The organism is Nocardia sp. NBC_01503, assembly GCF_036327755.1.
In the GTDB taxonomy this organism is placed as follows: domain Bacteria; phylum Actinomycetota; class Actinomycetes; order Mycobacteriales; family Mycobacteriaceae; genus Nocardia.
The window spans coordinates 4,216,884-4,234,172 of record NZ_CP109596.1 but is presented as its reverse complement, the minus strand read 5'-3'; the positions used below and the strand labels follow the sequence as shown (position 1 = coordinate 4,234,172).

Genomic DNA, 17,289 nt, shown 5'->3' with positions numbered 1-17,289 from the left:
TCCTGCGATCAGGCGGGCAGGGCGGCGGGAGTGGCGCTGGGCATGAGGTGCTTGGCGAAGAGGCGGTGGATCTCGAGCATGACGTACCGCGGCGGGCCACCGTCCGGCTCGGTGCGCGTGACCAGATGCGCATCGTGCAGTTCGGCCAGGGCGGCGGCCGGATCGGCCAGACCGGTGAGCGCCACCGTGGAGAATTGTTCACGCGGCGACAAGGTCGCGCCGAGGTGACGCAGCACGCGGGCGGCCACCGGGCTGAGCCGGCCCACCATCACGGCCACGCCATTGCGCACATCCGCTGCGCCATAGGCGAATTCGTGTAGTCGGCGCTGCTCCTCGGACATCCGGCCGAGCTGCTGGGTAATGGTCCAGTGCGGGCGGGCGGCCAGCCGGGAACCCACCGCGTACAGCGCCAGCGGGATGCCGGAGCAGCAGCGCACCAGGGCGGTCGCGGCCCACTCCTCGGCCCGCACCCGCTCCTCGCCCAGGAGTGCGCAGAGCACCTCCATACTCTCGGACATGGTCAATTCGCGCAGTACCGTCTTACGAATTCCCTTGATATCCAAGCCGATACGACTGGTGACCAGAACCGCGCAACCGGAGCCGACCGTGAGCAGCGGAGCCAGTTGCGCCTGCGAGGCGGCATCGTCGAGCAGTAGCAGTACGCGTCGATCGGCGAGCTCGGCGCGGTAGCGGGCGGCGCGGGCACTGAGATCACGCGGGTGCAGGGCGGCGGGGACCCCGAGTGCGCTCAGCAGGCGTCCGAGCACCGCGAACGGCTCGGCGGGAACCGAGGCGGAGCCGCCCAGATCCACCCGGAGCACACCGTCCGGGAAGTGCCCGCACAGACTCTCGGCCACTCGAACAGCCAAGGCGGACTTGCCGATTCCCGGACTACCGGTGATCAGCACCGGGCGGGTTCCGGCGCCCTCGGTCAGCGCGCGCCGGATACGGTCGATATCGGCCACGCGACCGCGGAAGCCGTGCGGGTCCACGGTCTCCGCGGCGGGATGCTCCCGCGGCGGAGCCGGTGCACCCGGCATCGGGTCCGAGTACGCCGAAACCGGCTCCGCTGGAACGGTTTCGGGCGCACCCCCACTGGCCAGCAGTTGGGCGTGCAGCGCGCGCAGGCGCGGGCCCGGATCGACGCCGAGCTCGGTGGCGAGGGTGCGGCGCAACCGGTCGTAGTGCGCGAGCGCCTCCGCATCACGATTGTCCAAATGGTAGGCGCGCAACAGTCGTTCGTGCAGATCCTCGGCGAGTGGATGCTCGAGCAGCGCCTTGCGCAGATCGGCCGCCACCGGCTTCGGATTCCCGCGCCGGAGTTCGGCATCGGCCCATTCGGCGATCGCCTCGTGCCGGAGCTGACGCAGACTGTCCCGGAACCGCCGCACCCAATCACTGTCCAACCCGGCCAGCGGTTCTCCGCGCCACAGGGCCAGCGCCCGGCTCAGCGTCTCCGCTCGGGCGGGATCAGCGGGCGACATGGCCCGGGCTCGCCCCACCAAATCCCGGAAGACCGAGAGATCGACGGCGCCCCGCGGCACCTCGATCCGGTAGCTGCCGTGCACCCGGCGAATCTCCGGCGACTCACCGGTATGCGCGGTGGCTGTCCGCAGAATGCGACGCAGCCTGGTCATATACGTGTAGACCGAATTCCGGATGGTCTCCGGCGGCGCGTCCCACACCCGCGCCACCAGCGTATCTGTCGAGATGGACTGTTCCGGCTCGGCGAGCAGCGCGGCAACTATCCCGCGCTGTTTCGACGGTCCCAAATCCACCGTCTGCCCGTCCACCACCAACTCGACGGAGCCCAGCAACCTGAATTCGATCATATCCTCCGCCGTGACCCCGCAAACCCTTGGTGACCTGCAAAAACTAACAGCCCCAATAGTATTGGGCGACGCGGAACGGTCAAGCGTTCAGCTGCGATCAGGTGTGGGCGGCGCCGTCGATGCGGATTTCGGTACCGCTGATGAAGCGGCCGTCATCGGAGATGAGCATGGCGATCACGCCCGCGACATTCTCCGGACCTGCCAACTCCGCCGGATTGTCCTGCGGCACAATGGCGATCAGGCGGCCGAGGAACGACCAGTCGGAGTCCTGCGGAAGGTAGCCGGGGGTGGCATCGGTGATACCGGACTTGATACCGCCGGGCGCGACGCTGACCGCGCGCAGGCCCTGCTTGCCGTATTCGAGGGCCAGGGTATGGGTGAGGGATTGGATGCCGCCCTTGCTCGCGGAGTAGGCCGCCATATAAGGGTGCGCGAAGTTCGCGGAGGTGGAGCTGAAGTTCACGATATTGCTGCTGGGGTTCGCCAACAGCGCGGGCAGTGCCTCACGAACCACCAGGAAGGTGCCGGTGAGGTTGATATTGATGATCTGATTCCACAGATCCAGGGAGGTTTCGTGGGTGTGCGCCGCGCGCAGGATGCCCGCCGCATTGACCAGCGCGTCCAGTCCGCCGAGCGTTTCGACGGCGCTCTTGACGCCCGCGATGACCTCCGCCTCCTGGCCGATATTCATCTGCAGGGTGGTCAGCCGGGTTTCGGCGCCCGCCTCGGCGGCCTGCTTGCGGGTGAGCTCGAGTCCTTCGGCGTTCACATCCGCGCCGACGACGACCGCGCCCTCGGACAACAGGCGCAGGACGGTGGCCTGGCCGATGCCCGAGCCCGCGCCGGTCACCAGAATGCGGCGCTGTTCGAGACGGTTCATGGAATCTCTCCTGATCAATGGAATCGTTTCTGACACGATATGCCATAAATGGCACAGTGCGCCATTAAATGTTTCCCGAGTGGGTAGAGTGCGGCTGTGACCAGTGAGCGAATCCGCACCACCCCCACCCCGGGCCGTCCGGCGCTCAGCGAGACCCGGCGCGCGGCCACCCGGCGCGAGGTGGCCATGGTCGCGGCCCATCTCTTCGCCGAAAATGGTTACACCGCAACAACAGTCGATGACATCGCGGCTGCGGCGGGCATGGGTCTGCGCACCTTCTACCGATACTTTCCAGGTAAGGAGGATGTGGTCGCGCCGCTGCTTTCGATCGGCGCCCGGGCCTGGGCCGATGAACTCGCCGCGTGCCCGCCCGAATTACCGCTGCGCGAGGCCATCGGCCGCTCCTATCGCACCGCCACGGCCGCGGCCCTGGCGGAGGAGGGCATCGCCGAAACGCTGCTGCGGCCGCTACTGCACGCCGCCACCGAACTCCCCGCCCTGCGCGCGACCTGGCTGCGCGTTCAGCAGGACTGCGAAATCCAACTCATCCCCATCATCGCCGCCCGCACCGGCCGCTCCCCCGATGATCTGGATGTGGCGATCGTGGCCGCCATGGCGAATACCGCCGTGCGCCTTGCCATCGAACGTTGGGCCGCGGGTGATCTGCCCGGCTCCGCCGCCGATGCGGTGGATGCCTGCCTGACACATCTTGCCGGGCAGAACCTGTTGTAGCCCAGGGATTTCCGCCCCTGGGCCGTTTCCGCGTGCGACTAGACGACCTTGGCCTCGATCAGCAGGTTCCAGATCTCGCCCTGGTCGACGACCTCGACGCCGAGTTTCTCGGCCTTGGTCAGTTTGCTGTCGCCGACGCCCGCGCCGGTGATGAGCATGTCGGTATTGGCCGAGACCGAGGAGGCCGCCGTCGCGCCCGCCTGTTCGCAGAGGCGCTGAAACGTTGGGCGAGCGACCTTTTCGCCGGAGCGCGGATCACTGATCGCCCCGGTGATGACCACCGTCTTACCCGCCAGCGGCGCACCGGCGGCGATGACGGGGGGTAGATCCTCCTCGCGTACATCGAGGGAGACGCCCGCCGCGCGCAACTTCTCGAGCTCCGGGCGCAGGCGGGTCAGGTGTGCGACCAGGGAGGCGGCCACCTTCGGGCCGATATCCTCCACCGCCACCAGGCGTTCCTCGCCCGCGTCGGCGACCTCCTCCAGGGATCCGAATCCGGCTCGGGCCAGGCGGGCGGCGGTGCCGTCGGAAGCCATCGGAATGGCCAGGCCGATCAGGGCGCGACGCAGGCCGACCTGACGGCTGGCATCGATCGAATCGATCATGCGCCCGGCCGAGACCTCGCCGACGCGATCGAACTCGAGCAACTGCTCCTTGGTCAGGGCGTAGAAGTCCGACGGATTCTCCAGCATGCCCGCCTCGGCCAGGCGCTCGATCCACACCCCGCCGATGGCATCGATATCCGCGGCCGCCCGCGAGGCCCAGTGGATGAGCCTGCGCACCGTCTGCGCGGGGCAGGAAACGTTGGTGCAGAACAGCTCTCGACTATTGCCCTGTTCGGTGACCGGTTGCTCGCAGGACGGGCAGACCGTCGGCGAAAGGATCTCGATCTCCTGGCCCGTGCGCTTGGAGGCGTCGAGAACGCCCGCGACGAACGGGATGACATCGCCCGCGCGGCGCACCAGCACGGTGTCACCGACCTTGATATCGCGGGCCCGGATCACCTCCTGATTGGCCAGTGTGGCCTTGGTGACCGTGGTGCCGCCCACGAACACCGGCTCCAGCCAGGCGACCGGGACGATCTTGCCGGTCTTGCCCACATCCCAGATCACCTCGCGCAGCAGCGTGGTCTTCTCCTCGGCGGCGAACTTGAATGCCAGCGCACCGCGCGGAGAGTTCGACCGCGTCCCGGCCGCGGCGTACGCCTCGCGATCGGCCAGCCGCAGTACGGCCCCGTCGAGGTCGTAGTCGAGATCGTTGCGCCCCTGTTCGACCGCCGAGATCGCCACCTGCGCCTGCTCCGCATCGGCACAGTGCCGCATCTGCGCACCCGCGATCCCGAGCGCCAGCAGCCCCTCCTCCAGATCGACCGCGGCCTCGCCGTCGGCGATATCCAGATCGAACCCGAAGAACCGCAACCGTCTTTCGGCCACCGTGGCCGGATCCTTCGCCCGCAGCGTGCCCGCCGCCGCATTGCGCGGATTGATCAGCGGCTTGTCCGGATGCGCGGTGTTGTAGGCGACGAAAGTGGAGCGAAGCATCACCGCCTCACCGCGCACCTCCACTCGCCCGGGCACGTCGATCCGCTCGGGAATGCCATCGACCAGGGCACGCACCAGCATGGTCACGTCATCACCGGTGCTGCCGTCACCCCGGGTGATCGCGCGCGCGAGCCGGCCGTCCTCGAACACCAGCGCCAGCGACAACCCGTCCAGCTTGGGCATCACCACCACCGACTGCCCAGGGAACCGGCCGAAGAACGCCTCGACCTGCTCGGGCTTGGTCGCCTTCTCCAGCGAAAGCATCGGCCGCGAATGCCTGATCGGCGCATGCAGAACCGCGGGCGCCCCCACCTGATCCAGCGGATTGGTCTCCGGCGTCAACTCCGGATTGGCCTCGATCAGCCCCCGCAGCTCATCCTCGACCGCGTCATACTCCGCGTCCGCGACCAGCGGCGACCCCTGATAGTAGGCATCGCGCAACGCCACGATCCGACCCGCGAGCTCCTGAATACGTTCCCCAATTTCCACAACCCGGGACGCTACCCAACCACACCGACACCCGCGTGCGACAGCACCGCATCCCCGGCGCCGAGTCGCCCGATGGACCTCAGCCCCGCCCCGACAGCTCGTCGTGCAGAAGAGGAATCAACACGACATTGGGAATGAGCCATTCCATCGTCATCCACTTACGCTTCGGCTGACCATCCGGTTTCAACCAGATCCGGCCACCGTCCTTCAGAATCTCGATATCGGACCAGCGGTAGACCCGCTTCTGATTCAGATGCCGCAGCTCCTGCGCGTCCACAATGTATTCATTGGCGATGTGGCGACCAACACGAAAAGGCCCGGAACCCAATTGGTTCCGGGCTTTTCGTTAGTAGCGGGACAGCATTGAACCTGCGACCAAGCGCGCATGACACGTTATCCGCCAGGAGGTTCGAACGATGGCGCTCACCGCACGATCAGCCTCCGAGGGAGTACACCTACTCACTTTGAACCGAAGATCCTCGCCGTGAACACCCCCTGCCAGTACGGGCAGGGGGTGTTCACGGTGGCAGCTACTCGAACGCGCATCCTCGTGGAACGCCAAGTCTGCGTAGGAGAATCGCGGCCGGGCAGAAGCCGGTGACGCTGGCCTGGAGTTGATTGACTCCCGCGAACGCTGCGAGCAGCACGAACCAGGGCGACACCGCGAACGCCAGCACGATGCCGAGCAGGGTGACAGTTCCCGCCACGGCGAGCACAGCTCGATCGATGTTCACACGCGACATCGGACTTCTACCTTCCGAGAATGCGGCGCAGCCAGCCGCCGCGCTCGGCGTCGGGATGGCCGCTGCACCACTGGTCGGCCGGGACCGTGGCCCTGACCTGAGCGATGTGCTGGCCACAGCCGGACCAGGTGGTCAGGCCGCAGGTTCGGCAGCGGGAGGCTCGGCACATGAGTGGCTCCTTTGCGGTTGGTGATCAGGACTTGGTGTCGCCCGCGTCGACGGCATCGGCGAATTCGCAGAACGCCTCGTAGGCACGGGCGCCGTGGATGGTGGCGGGTCCGCCGTGCATGAGGAAGGTGACGCCGATGGCCTCGGCGGCTTCCTGGCGGGTGGCGCCGGCGCGGGCGGCGGCCTGCCCGTGCGAGGCGATGCAACCGTCGCAGCCTTCGACCACACCGATCGCGAAGGCGATCAGCTCCTTGGTCTTGCGGTCGAGGGAGCCCGGCTCGAAGGCCGCCTTGCTGAGGTCACCGAACCCCTTGTAGACCTCGGGAATCGCGTGACGCAGCTCGCGATGCTGGGGAGACAGTTCGCGCAGCACCTCCTTGCCGTGGCGGGAGGAGGACGTGGTCTCGTCGGTCGATGTCATCGGTTTACCCTTTCGGTTCAGCCGTGGGAGAAGGTGATCTTCGGCAGGATTCGGCGCAGCCAGGCGGGCGTGGCCCAGGCGGCGCGGCCCGCCAGGCGCAGCATGACCGGCAGCAGGACCAGCCGGACCAGGAAGGCGTCGAGCAGGACGGCAACGCCGAGGATGACGCCCATTTCCTTGGGCGGCAACGGTCCCGACAACGCGAAGGTGAAGAACACCGCCACCATAACCCCGCCGGCGGCGAAGATGACCCGCCCCGAATGAGCGACGGCGCCGATCATGGCTTCGCGCGGGTCGCCGGACTTCTCCCAGTGTTCCTTGGCCGAAGCCAGCAGGAAGACGGTGTAGTCCATGGCGATAGCGAAGATCATGGCGAAGAAGAACACCGGCGCCCACGCGTCGAGGAAGCCTTGATGTTCGAAGCCCAACAAGCCTGAGCCGACACCGTTCTGGAACACCAGCCGCGCCACACCGAACGCCGCGGCCGTCGACAACAGACTGACCAGGGTGCCCAGCAGCGAGATCAGCGGCGCCTGCAACGCGACCAGCAGCAACACGAAGCCGAGCACCATGACCACGCCGATGACCAGCGGGGTGGAGCGGTGCAGCTGGTCGGCCAGATCGATGTTCTCCACCGCCGCACCACCGACCTGCGCCGATGACGGTAGCTCGGCGCGGAGCCGGTCCACCGTGTCGGCGAGCGCCGGATCGGAGGGATCGACCTTCGGGACGGCCTGAATGAGCCGATAGTCGCTGCCGTCCGCGGGCGGCGCGGGCGGCAATGCGGCGGCGATACCCGGATCGGCGGCCAGAACTCGGCCGGCGGCCTCGGCATCGCCGGAGCGAGTGACGATTTGGAGCATGCCGGGTGCACCGTCGCCGAAGGCGGCCTGCACCTGGTTGTAGCCGATGCGAGCACTCGCGTCCTCGGGCAGCACCTTGATCGAGGGCATCGCCGTCTTCAAACCGATGATCGGTATGGCCAGGGCGATCAGTACGACCAGTGAGCCCAGACCCCACACCAGCGGGCGACGCCACAGTCGCTCTCCCCATTTCACGAACGCGGGCGAGCGGTGTTCGCCGACGTGAACCCAGGGCAGGGACAGCCGGTTGATCCTGTCATCGAGTTTGAACAGCACCACCGGCAGCAGGGTCAGCGTGGCGGCCAGGACGAACAGGACCGAGAGCATGATGCCGCCGGCCATCGACCGGAACGCCGGCGAGGGCACCAGCATCACCGCCGACAGTGACACCAGCACGGTCGCACCCGAGAGCAGCACCGCTTTGCCCGCGGTATCCATGGTCTCGGCGACCGCTTCGCGGCCGGATTCGTGCTGCCCCATCCGCGCGGCACGGTAGCGGGCCACCAGGAACAGCGCGTAGTCGATGCCCAGTGCGAGGGAGAACATCATCGCGAAGTTCATAGCCCAGATCGACACCGGCACGAAGTGATTGATCAGCACCAGCGATCCCGCCGACGCCACCAGCCCGGCCAGCGTCAGCAGCAGCGGCAGACCGGCGGCGACCAGCGCGCCGAAGGCGAGCACCAGAATCGCCATGGTCACCGGCCAGGAGACCATCTCCGACTTCATCATCGCCTTCAGGTTGGCGTCGTTGAAGTCCGACCACAGCAGTGACGATCCGGTGGGGTTCACCTGCACCGCCGGGGTCGACAACGCCTGCAGCTCGTCCTTGAGATCGGTTGCCACGCGCACCATTTCGTTGGTGTCAACCCCGGCGCCCGCGAGTACGACCGCGGTCTTGTGATCCTGCGACAGGCTCACCCCGGGCATCGGGGGAATCACCTCCGCCAGCCGCGGTTCGCCCCGCAGCAGGGTGGTCACCGCATTGAGGACCGCGGGGCCGTCACCACTGTCCAGGTCACCGTCGGTGCTGTGCACGACGACCTGGATGGCGTGGCTGGCGTTGCCGCCGAAGTGTTCCTGCGCCAGATCGCGCACCGCCACCGATTGCGACCCGTCGGCCTGCCAGCCCGCGCCGGACAGGTTCTTCTCCACGGATGGCGCGAAGGCCCCCAGGGCCACGACCACCAGTACCCACACCACGGCGACCAGCCGACGGTGCTCGATCACCCAGATGCCCAGCCGCCCTAGGGGTCCGGGCCGAAATGCTGATGCAAGCGTTGATGCTTCGGTCCCTCCGACTCGCTGCGCCACGCGGTTCCTCCTCTCGATTTGCATCCCCCCGGGGGGATGAGATCACGACGATAACATCCCCCCGGGGGGATATACACTCGATGGTGACGCAGACCGCGCGAGGTGAGCGATCGGTAAGGTGCCGGCAGTACCGGCCCGGCGTGGTCCAGTGAAGGAGAAGTGCGATGCAACTCGAGCACGACGAAATGAAGGCCGTGATAACCCGGATGAAGCGAGCACACGGGCATCTCGCCTCGGTCATCCGAATGATGGAGGACGGCGCCGATTGCGAGGACATCCTCACCCAGCTCGCCGCGGTCAACAAGGCGCTCAGCCGTAGCGGCTACGCACTCGTGGCCACCGGGCTGCAGCACTGCCTGGTGAAAGACGGCCCGGACAGCGTCGACACGAAGAAGCTCGAGAAACTCTTCCTAGCTCTGGCCTGACCGAGAGCGCCCCTGCGGATCTCCGCACAATCCTCCACGTCCCGCACCTTGTGATTCACCGGCCTCGGGGACGGAGTATCCGGCCGGGGCACTGCCGACGCGATCTATTTCCGCCCGTTGACGTCCGGCTGGGTTTCGGACACAGCTCGCCAGCCGGTGCCGGCGATGGTGGAATTCAGCCAGAACACGTTCGCGAACTGATCGGTTACGACTGTGGAGCCGTGATCTCACATGCCCTGTCACCATCGCAATAATTGGCTGCCCAGGCGCTGCCGGGGTGATGTGCGCTCACCCCGGCGACCACCGAACCGAACCCGATCGCCCCGCCTACCGCAACGGTTGCTACCGCTCACGGCTGGCCGGTGGATGCTCGACTGTGGCCGGGATCGTCACCGGGTGCCATCGGTGAACTCGGCCCGGTGGCCGACGAACCACGTTGGCGCACCCACAGTGTCGTTCGGACAATAATCAAGCCGATCCCGAGCAGCGCCGCGACGCCCAGCCAAATCATGAGCGCCGGCATGACATAGCACATGATTTCGAAGGTGCTGGCACGGCCGCGAACAGCCATTGTCAGATTGTTGGGCGCCAGCGCGAGCGCCAGCACCGGCAGCAGGTACGGCACCTGGCGCAGCACGACCGCCCATACGGGCCGTCCCGATTGCTTTGCGGCCCACCGACGAGCGCGGACGAAGCCGAGGACCCCCAGGACGATTGTCAGCACCGTCAGGGCCGCGAGCACCCAGTCGGCGCGGAAGCCGGCGGGATTCCTCACTTCGGGCTCGGCGCCGGAGACCAGCGCGATGAGGCCGTTAGTGATGATCGCGGGCTCGTCCTGCAACTGGGTGCCCGCCGGAACCATGACGACTATGCCGTAGTCGGATTCGGGCAGCAGAACCTGCTCCGCGGTATAGGTGAACCACTCACCGGTATGGACGAGTTCGGCGGCTCCGCTGTCGGTCTTCCTGCTGAACCAGCCCATGGCGTAGTCGCTGATTTTCGACGGGGTATGCATGGCATCGATCGAGGCCGGGGACAACAACTGGCCGCCTCCGGGAATGCGGCCCTGATCGTTCTGAGCCATCAACCAGCGGGTCATATCCTCGGCGGTGGTGAGAACACCGTGGCTGCCGCCCACGAATACCTCGGGTTCCCCGGCGGCGAACGGCAGCCCGTACGCCCGAATGTATCCATGCGTGAGATCACTCGCCGCCGTGGTGTCGTTCACAGTCGAGGTGGAATTCATTCCGAGCGGCTTGAAAACCCGCTCGGTCATGTAGTTGGCGAACGGTATTCCGCTGACCACCTCGACCACTCGCGCCGCGACTTGGAAATTGGGATTGTGGTAATGAAACGCGGTGCCGGGATCGGTCGCCAACTCGGCGGAATGCAGTCGATCGACCGCCGCCGCCAGCGAATTCGGCACCGGCATCCGGATGTCCGGGAACGTACGGTCCGACATGCCCGAGGTCTGGTTCAACAACTGGCGCACGGTGATTCGATCCGCGCGCGAATCCCTCATCCAGAATTCCGGAACATAGTGCCGCACCGGCGTATCGAGATCCACCTTCCCGGCATCGACCAACTGCAGGACCGCCGCAGAGGTGAACGACTTGCTCAGCGAGGCGATCGGCATCTTGGTGGCACCGGTCAGATTCGTGCCCGAGGAGTCGTGGCCGTATCCGGTCGCGCGCACGATCTGATCACCGTGCGTCACCGCGATCGCCACACCCGGCAGCCGGGTGTGCGCCAGATAGTCGGCGATGAATTCATCGATCGCGACGGGGTCGACGGCGGCCGGTTCGGCAGCGGCGATACCCACTCCAGGCCCCAGGGCCACCAACATCGCGGCGGCCACGATCCCCATTGCCGCTCGAAAGCTTTCGCCCGGAATAGATTTCATCGGATATCGAATCCTTTTCGAGGCTCGTCGATTTCACCGGAATCGGAAGGCCATCGCGCCAACCCACCGACCTTCACATGATCTCTATCGGCCGGAATTTTACGACGCCTGATCGGACACGACCGTGCGCAACGCTGCGCAGAACCGGCGAAGCGACTCCCGGAACCCTCAGTTCCTCATGCCACCTCACTTGGCGATGAGTTCCCGTCCGAACAAGGAATCTCACCGAGGACGAGAAGAGTGTCTGCACGTATCGGATCGATCGACGGCTCCCCCACCGAGAATGCTCGCAACAATCGTCAACTTGCGCGGCCAGGACGAAGGCGCCGCCAATCGCGCCCCCTTGTCGGGCGGACACCGCGAACAGCGTGGGAAGCCACCCACGAATAACGCTTGGTTCGACCAACGTTGCCAAATCCGTTGCCATTCCAACGAAAACGGCCCCGGAACCAATGGTTCCGGAGCCGTTTTCCCTGATCACATGTAGTAGCGGGGACAGGATTTGAACCTGCGACCTCTGGGTTATGAGCCCAGCGAGCTACCGAGCTGCTCCACCCCGCGTCGGTGTGAACAGAACAGTACACGGGTGGGGCGGATACACCAAAACGGGCTCGGACCTCGCGAGTTGGTGAGGCGGGCGGTGGGCGGTGGGGGTCGGATTGATACGGTCGGGCGGATGTCTGCCGAGGCCGGAAGCACCCTGCCGATCCAGCGAGTTCGGGCCATTGTCGAACTCGCCGGACAGCGTGGGTGGGATATCACCGGGCTGCTGGCGGAGGCGGGGATTTCGCCGGATCTGTTGGCGGAGGGGCGTTCCCGGGTCACCATCGATCAGGCCGTGCGGATGGTGCAGGGGTTGTGGCGGGCCACCGATGACGAATTGCTCGGGCTCGGATTGCGGCCGATGCCGCGCGGGACGCTGCGGCTGGTGTGTTTCGGATTGATGGGTGCGCCCACACTCGGGGCGGCCATTCGCCGGTTCGAGAGTTTTCGGCGGTCGCTGCCGGGGCTGCCGCGGCTCCGGCTCACCGAAGATGACGGTGAGGCGCGGGTCAGCTTCGATATGAGCGAGGCGGGTCGACCGCCTGGCATCGTCATCGACACCATGCTGACGATTACGCACCGGTTCATGGCCTGGACGATCGGCGGGCGACTGCGGTTGCGGCGGGTGGAGGTGCCGTATCCGCGTGATCCCGAGGTCGACGACTACGACGTGGTTTTCGGTGCGCCCGTTGTCTTCTCGGCCACGGATCCGACGCTGGTATTCGATGCCGCCCTGCTGGAGCAGCCGATCAATCGCGGTGAGGACGAGTTGCAGGCGTTCCTGCGCAACGCGCCCTCCGGGGTGCTCGGGCCGCGCGACTACTCCATCTCACCGGCCGCGCGGGTGCGGCGCATTCTGCAGCGCGGACTCGACGGCGACTGGCCGGGTGCGGACGATATCGCCGCCGAGCTCGCCATGAGCCCGCCGACGCTGCGCCGCAAACTGCGCGACGAACACACCTCGCTCAAGGAGATTCGCGAGCAGATTCTGCGCGATGCCGCCATCGCGAGCCTGGTCCGCGGTGACGAGACGGTGACCGCGCTGTCCCGCCGGCTCGGCTTCTCCGAACCGAGCGCCTTCTCGCGCGCCTTCCGCCGCTGGACCGGGAGCGCGCCCGGCTCGTATCAGCGCTGAATCGTCGCGCTGAGCGTTCCGGTCAAGAAGTCGAGCGAGGCGGTCATAGGCGCGGACCGCGAATCGCCTTACCGTCACGGCAGAGCCGATTAGAACAGAGGAGTTCACTCGTGGCCCTGCACCGCTCGCCGTGGATGGACGAGGACCTGGACGCGCTGTCCGATCTAGCGCGCAAGTTCTTCGAGAAGGAATGCGCCCCCAATGAGGACCGGTGGGCCCGCCAGCACCATGTCGACCGCGAAATCTGGAACCGTGCGGGCGAATTGGGTCTGCTGTGCCTGAGCATTCCGGAGGAGTACGGCGGTGGCGGCGGCACCTTCGCGCATGAGGCCGTGGTGCTCACCGAACAGGTGCGCGGCCTGTCCCCCAGCCTCGGGAATCCGGTGCACAGCGGGATCGTCGCACATTATCTGAACGCGTACGGCACCGATGAGCAGAAGCGGAATTGGTTGCCGCGCATGGCATCCGGTGAGGTCGTCGGCGCGATCGCGATGACCGAACCCGGTACCGGCTCGGACCTGCAGGGCATCAAGACCAAGGCGGTCAAGGATGGCGACGATTACGTCCTGAACGGCGCCAAGACCTTCATCACCAACGGCTATCTGGCCGATCTGGTGATCGTGGCCTGTAAGACCTCCGAGGGCAAGGGCGCGGACACCGTCTCGCTCATCCTGGTGGAGACCTCCAGCGAGGGCTTCCGGCGCGGCCGCAATCTGGAGAAGATCGGCCAGCACGGCCAGGACACCTGCGAACTGTTCTTCGACAATGTCCGGGTGCCGCGGTCGAATCTGCTCGGCAGCGCCGAGGGCATCGGCTTCATCCAGCTCATGCAGCAACTCCCCCAGGAGCGACTGATCCTGGCCGTGATCGCGGCCGCCGCGATCGAGAAGACGGTGGAGGTCACTCTGGCCTACACCAAGGAGCGCGAAGCCTTCGGCAAGCCGGTATTCGCCTTCCAGAACACCCAGTTCACCCTCGCCGAATGCGACACCATCAAGTCCATCGCCTGGTCCTTCACCGACGACTGCGTCAACAAGCACCTGCGCGGCGAACTCGACGTCCCCACCGCGGCCAAGGCCAAATGGTGGCTCACCGAGCAGCAGTGCAAGGTCGCCGACGAATGCCTGCAACTCTTCGGCGGCTACGGCTACATGGCGGAATACCCCATCTCCCGCATGTACGCCGACGCCCGGATTCAGAAGATCTACGGCGGCACCAACGAGATCATGAAGCTGATCATCGGCCGCACCCTCTGACGGCACCGGACAACAGCCGCGGCGTGACAGGATAGCGAATCCTGTTGCGCCGCCGCGCTATCCGGTCAAGGCTTGTGCAATTGCCGCTGGCGCACCCGGACCGAGGCCGTGAACAAGCGCAGCGCCAATCCGATCAGCACCAGATTGCCGATCATCTGCGCCAGGACGAATCCGCGCGTGACCTGCGTGGTCGCCACGATATCGCCGAATCCGACGGTGGCGAATATCGTTACGCAGAAATACAGTGCGTCCAATTTGGTCAGCGGCTCGCTGAAATTCCCGGGATCGGCCAGGTCCATCAGGTAGTAGACCGTCGCGAAACCGATCAGATACGCCCCGAAGACCATGGCCAGCGCCTCGGTGGCCTGCAATACGGGTCGATCGACCCGCAATACCTGCCGTACCTGCCATGCGCACAGCCCGATCACCACCACCAGTCCGACGATCAACAGCAGCAGTGCCGGGACATCGTCGAGCCGATCGAACGGCAATACGAAATAGGCCGTCGTGAATACCACCAGCACACCCACCGACCGCACTATCGTCCGGTAGACGGACCGCGGCGAAACACCGCCCCCAGCATCCTTTTCCGGCATATGACAATCCTCTGTCCACAATCGGGCGAATCGAATTATCGATAATCACGCTACGCCACCCGCGGTCACGGATCGGGCATCGCCGGGCCGGACCGTCGTAGGCTCGTGGTCATGCGAATCGCAATCATCGGCGGACATGGGCAGATCGCGCTCGCACTCACCCGGGTGCTCAGCGAGCGGGGTGATGCGGTGTCGAGCGTCATTCGGAATCCGGCGCATGCCGGGGATGTGGAGGCGGTGGGCGGGCAGCCGGTCGTACTGGACCTCGAACAGCAGGGGCGGGACGAATTGGTCTCGGCGCTGAGCGGTGTCGACGCGGTGGTGTTCGCGGCCGGTGCCGGGCCCGGGAGTGGACCCGAGCGCAAGTACACCGTCGATCGGGATGGTTCGGTACTGCTCGCGGATGCGGCGGAGAAGGCGGGGGTGCGACGGTTCGTGCAGATCTCGACCATGAGTGCGGGCAAGCCCGTCGCCGGTGGGGATGAGTCCTGGGTCGCCTATATCGATGCGAAGACGCAGGCGGAGAACGATCTTCGCGGGCGCGGACTGGATTGGACGATTCTGCGGCCCGGCAGTCTCACCGACGAGCCCGCCACCGGACGCGTACGACTCGCGGAAAGTGTTCCGGCGGGCCGTATTTCGCGCCTCGATGTGGCTGGTGTGCTCGCCGAACTGCTGATCTCCGGGGCGGGCACGGGCCGGATACTGGAGTTGATCGGCGGGGACACCCCGACCGCCGAGGCAGTCGCGGCCATCTGAGCGCCACGAGCCGCCGCGATCACCGGATCGCGGCGGTTCGTATCCGGTCAGGCGGTGTGCACCGGCTTCCGATCCGGCAGTCGCGAATACACCTGCCGCCCTTCCACATACGTGGCAACGACCGCGGCCTCCAGGATGCGGCCCGGCTCGGTGAAGGGGTCGCGGTCCAGGACCACCAGGTCCGCGTATTTACCGACCTCGATGGTTCCGGTATCGGATTCGAGGTGATTCACCCGAGCGGTGCCGAGCGTGTACGCGGTGAAAGCCGTTGTCACATCCAGGCATTGGTGCGGGAGGAAGACATCGTAGGGCTCGCCCGGGATGGAGCGGTTCACCGCCACGTGAATACCCAGCAGCGGGTCGGCGCTGCTCACCGGCCAGTCGCTGCCCGCTGCCAGGGGTGCGCCGGTGCGGTGCAGTTCGCCGAAGGGATATTGCCATTCGGCGCGTTCGGGGCCGAGGAACGGGATGGTGAGATCGTTCATCGCGGGCTCGTAGGCCGCCCACAGCGGTTGCATATTCGCGGTGATGTCCAGCGCCGCGAAGCGCGGCACATCCTCGGGGTGCACCACCTGGAGATGGGCGATGTGATGGCGATTGTCATTGCGACCGTTCACCTCCCGCGCCCGCGCGAAGGCATCCAGGGCCTCGCGGGCGGCACGGTCACCCACCGCGTGGATGTGCACCTGGAAGCCTGCGGCGTCCAGCCGGGTCACATGATCGCGCAGGGCGATCGGGTCGACGAAGCTGAGTCCGTGATTGCCGGTGCCGCAACCGCATCCGTCGAGATAGGACGAGGTCATCGCGGCGGTGAAGTTCTCGGCCACACCGTCCTGCATGATCTTCACGCTGGTGGTGCGGAAGCGCCCGGTCGCACGGCGGCGCTCGATGAGTTCGGGAATCTGCTCCGCACCGCGCTCGCGATCCCACCAGAGCGCGCCGACCACCCGCCCGGTGAGAATGCCCGCGGCAGCGGCGGATTCGTACGCCCGCTGCACCTCGGGACTGACCATGGCGTCCTGCCAGGCGGTGACACCTACCGAATGCAACCGTTCCTGACCCGCGCGCAGGGCACGCAGCAGGTCATCCGGGGTGGGTTCGGGCAGATGATCGCCGACCAGGTGGGCCGCGCCCTCATGCAGGGTGCCCTGGGGATAACCGTCGGCCTCGCGTTCGATGCGGCCGTCCTGCGGGTCGCGGGTTTCCGCGTCGACACCGCACATCTGGAGAGCCTCGGTATTCACCCAGGCCCCGTGACCATCCTGATTGATCAGATGAATCGGCCGGTCGGGCACGATCGCATCCAGGAGCCCGCGAGCCGGGGTGCCGCCCGGAAACCAGTCCATGGACCAGCCACCACCCCCGATCCACTCCTGCTCCGGATGCGCGGCGGCGTAGGCGGCGATCAGCTCCAGGGCCTCGTCCGCATCGCGCGCGTCATGCAGATCGCAGCGAATCATGGTGAGCCCGGCCAGCACCGGATGCACGTGCGAGTCCTGGAAGCCGGGCAGCAGCGCCCGGCCCGCGAGATCGACGACCTCGGTGGACTCACCTATGAGCGGTGTGACATCGGTGTCGGCTCCGACCGCGACGATCCGGCCGTCGCGCACCGCGACGGCCCGCGCGATACCGTCCGCCATCGTGCGGATCACACCATTGACAAAGATCAGATCGGCAAACATTTTGTTC

The 17,289-nt window shown here is 66.4% G+C and carries 16 protein-coding genes and 1 tRNA gene; 5 read left to right on the top strand and 12 right to left on the bottom strand.

Annotated features, from left to right (window positions below):
* Positions 1-8: 8 nt before the first annotated feature.
* Positions 9-1,832 (bottom strand): AfsR/SARP family transcriptional regulator, encoded by a 1,824-nt coding sequence (locus OHB26_RS19030; protein WP_330178622.1) that lies wholly within the window; start codon positions 1,830-1,832, stop codon positions 9-11.
* A 97-nt stretch (positions 1,833-1,929) separates the two neighbouring features.
* The gene (locus tag OHB26_RS19025) at positions 1,930-2,712 is read right to left on the bottom strand and encodes an SDR family NAD(P)-dependent oxidoreductase (protein WP_330178621.1); all 783 of its coding nucleotides are present in this window, start codon (positions 2,710-2,712) and stop codon (positions 1,930-1,932) included.
* A 96-nt stretch (positions 2,713-2,808) separates the two neighbouring features.
* Between OHB26_RS19025 and OHB26_RS19020 the strand changes: the two genes are divergently transcribed.
* Complete coding sequence (locus OHB26_RS19020; protein ID WP_330178620.1) at positions 2,809-3,444, top strand: TetR family transcriptional regulator; 636 nt, start codon at positions 2,809-2,811, stop codon at positions 3,442-3,444.
* 38 nt (positions 3,445-3,482) lie between these two features.
* Here the strand turns inward: OHB26_RS19020 and ligA are convergent, their stop codons facing one another.
* From ligA to OHB26_RS18990, 6 genes are all read right to left on the bottom strand, one after another.
* Positions 3,483-5,474, bottom strand: a complete 1,992-nt coding sequence (gene ligA / locus OHB26_RS19015; RefSeq protein ID WP_330178619.1) for an NAD-dependent DNA ligase LigA — start codon at positions 5,472-5,474, stop codon at positions 3,483-3,485.
* Positions 5,475-5,553: 79 nt separating this feature from the next.
* Positions 5,554-5,751 carry a hypothetical protein gene (locus tag OHB26_RS19010; protein ID WP_330178618.1) on the bottom strand — a complete coding sequence of 66 codons (198 nt, stop codon included), beginning with the start codon at positions 5,749-5,751 and terminating at the stop codon, positions 5,554-5,556.
* 253 nt (positions 5,752-6,004) lie between these two features.
* Positions 6,005-6,208: a YgaP family membrane protein gene (locus OHB26_RS19005; protein WP_330178617.1), complete on the bottom strand. Its 204-nt coding sequence runs from the start codon at positions 6,206-6,208 to the stop codon at positions 6,005-6,007.
* Between the two features lie 16 nt (positions 6,209-6,224).
* Positions 6,225-6,386: a hypothetical protein gene (locus tag OHB26_RS19000; protein WP_330178616.1), complete on the bottom strand. Its 162-nt coding sequence runs from the start codon at positions 6,384-6,386 to the stop codon at positions 6,225-6,227.
* Positions 6,387-6,410: 24 nt separating this feature from the next.
* Positions 6,411-6,806 (bottom strand): carboxymuconolactone decarboxylase family protein, encoded by a 396-nt coding sequence (locus OHB26_RS18995; RefSeq protein ID WP_330178615.1) that lies wholly within the window; start codon positions 6,804-6,806, stop codon positions 6,411-6,413.
* A gap of 17 nt (positions 6,807-6,823) precedes the next feature.
* The gene (locus OHB26_RS18990) at positions 6,824-9,007 is read right to left on the bottom strand and encodes an MMPL family transporter (protein WP_330178614.1); all 2,184 of its coding nucleotides are present in this window, start codon (positions 9,005-9,007) and stop codon (positions 6,824-6,826) included.
* Positions 9,008-9,147: 140 nt separating this feature from the next.
* Between OHB26_RS18990 and OHB26_RS18985 the strand changes: the two genes are divergently transcribed.
* A complete protein-coding gene (locus tag OHB26_RS18985; RefSeq protein ID WP_330178613.1) occupies positions 9,148-9,408 on the top strand; it encodes a metal-sensitive transcriptional regulator in 261 nt (86 codons plus the stop codon).
* A gap of 349 nt (positions 9,409-9,757) precedes the next feature.
* Here the strand turns inward: OHB26_RS18985 and OHB26_RS18980 are convergent, their stop codons facing one another.
* Complete coding sequence (locus OHB26_RS18980; RefSeq protein ID WP_330178612.1) at positions 9,758-11,311, bottom strand: serine hydrolase domain-containing protein; 1,554 nt, start codon at positions 11,309-11,311, stop codon at positions 9,758-9,760.
* 487 nt (positions 11,312-11,798) lie between these two features.
* Positions 11,799-11,872, bottom strand: a tRNA-Met gene (locus OHB26_RS18975).
* Between the two features lie 115 nt (positions 11,873-11,987).
* Between OHB26_RS18975 and OHB26_RS18970 the strand changes: the two genes are divergently transcribed.
* Positions 11,988-12,989 carry an AraC family transcriptional regulator gene (locus OHB26_RS18970; protein ID WP_330178611.1) on the top strand — a complete coding sequence of 334 codons (1,002 nt, stop codon included), beginning with the start codon at positions 11,988-11,990 and terminating at the stop codon, positions 12,987-12,989.
* A 134-nt stretch (positions 12,990-13,123) separates the two neighbouring features.
* Positions 13,124-14,245: an acyl-CoA dehydrogenase family protein gene (locus tag OHB26_RS18965; protein ID WP_330185707.1), complete on the top strand. Its 1,122-nt coding sequence runs from the start codon at positions 13,124-13,126 to the stop codon at positions 14,243-14,245.
* A 65-nt stretch (positions 14,246-14,310) separates the two neighbouring features.
* On the opposite strand, the gene OHB26_RS18960 is transcribed toward OHB26_RS18965, so the two are convergent.
* Positions 14,311-14,775, bottom strand: coding sequence for a potassium channel family protein (locus OHB26_RS18960; RefSeq protein ID WP_330178610.1), 465 nt, complete (start codon positions 14,773-14,775; stop codon positions 14,311-14,313).
* Positions 14,776-14,946: 171 nt separating this feature from the next.
* On the opposite strand from OHB26_RS18960, the gene OHB26_RS18955 reads away from it, so the two are divergent.
* A complete protein-coding gene (locus OHB26_RS18955) occupies positions 14,947-15,600 on the top strand; it encodes an SDR family oxidoreductase (protein ID WP_330178609.1) in 654 nt (217 codons plus the stop codon).
* Positions 15,601-15,647: 47 nt separating this feature from the next.
* On the opposite strand, the gene OHB26_RS18950 is transcribed toward OHB26_RS18955, so the two are convergent.
* On the bottom strand, positions 15,648-17,282 hold the full coding sequence (locus OHB26_RS18950; protein WP_330178608.1) for an amidohydrolase: 1,635 nt from the start codon (positions 17,280-17,282) through the stop codon (positions 15,648-15,650).
* Between the last annotated feature and the right edge of the window lie 7 nt (positions 17,283-17,289).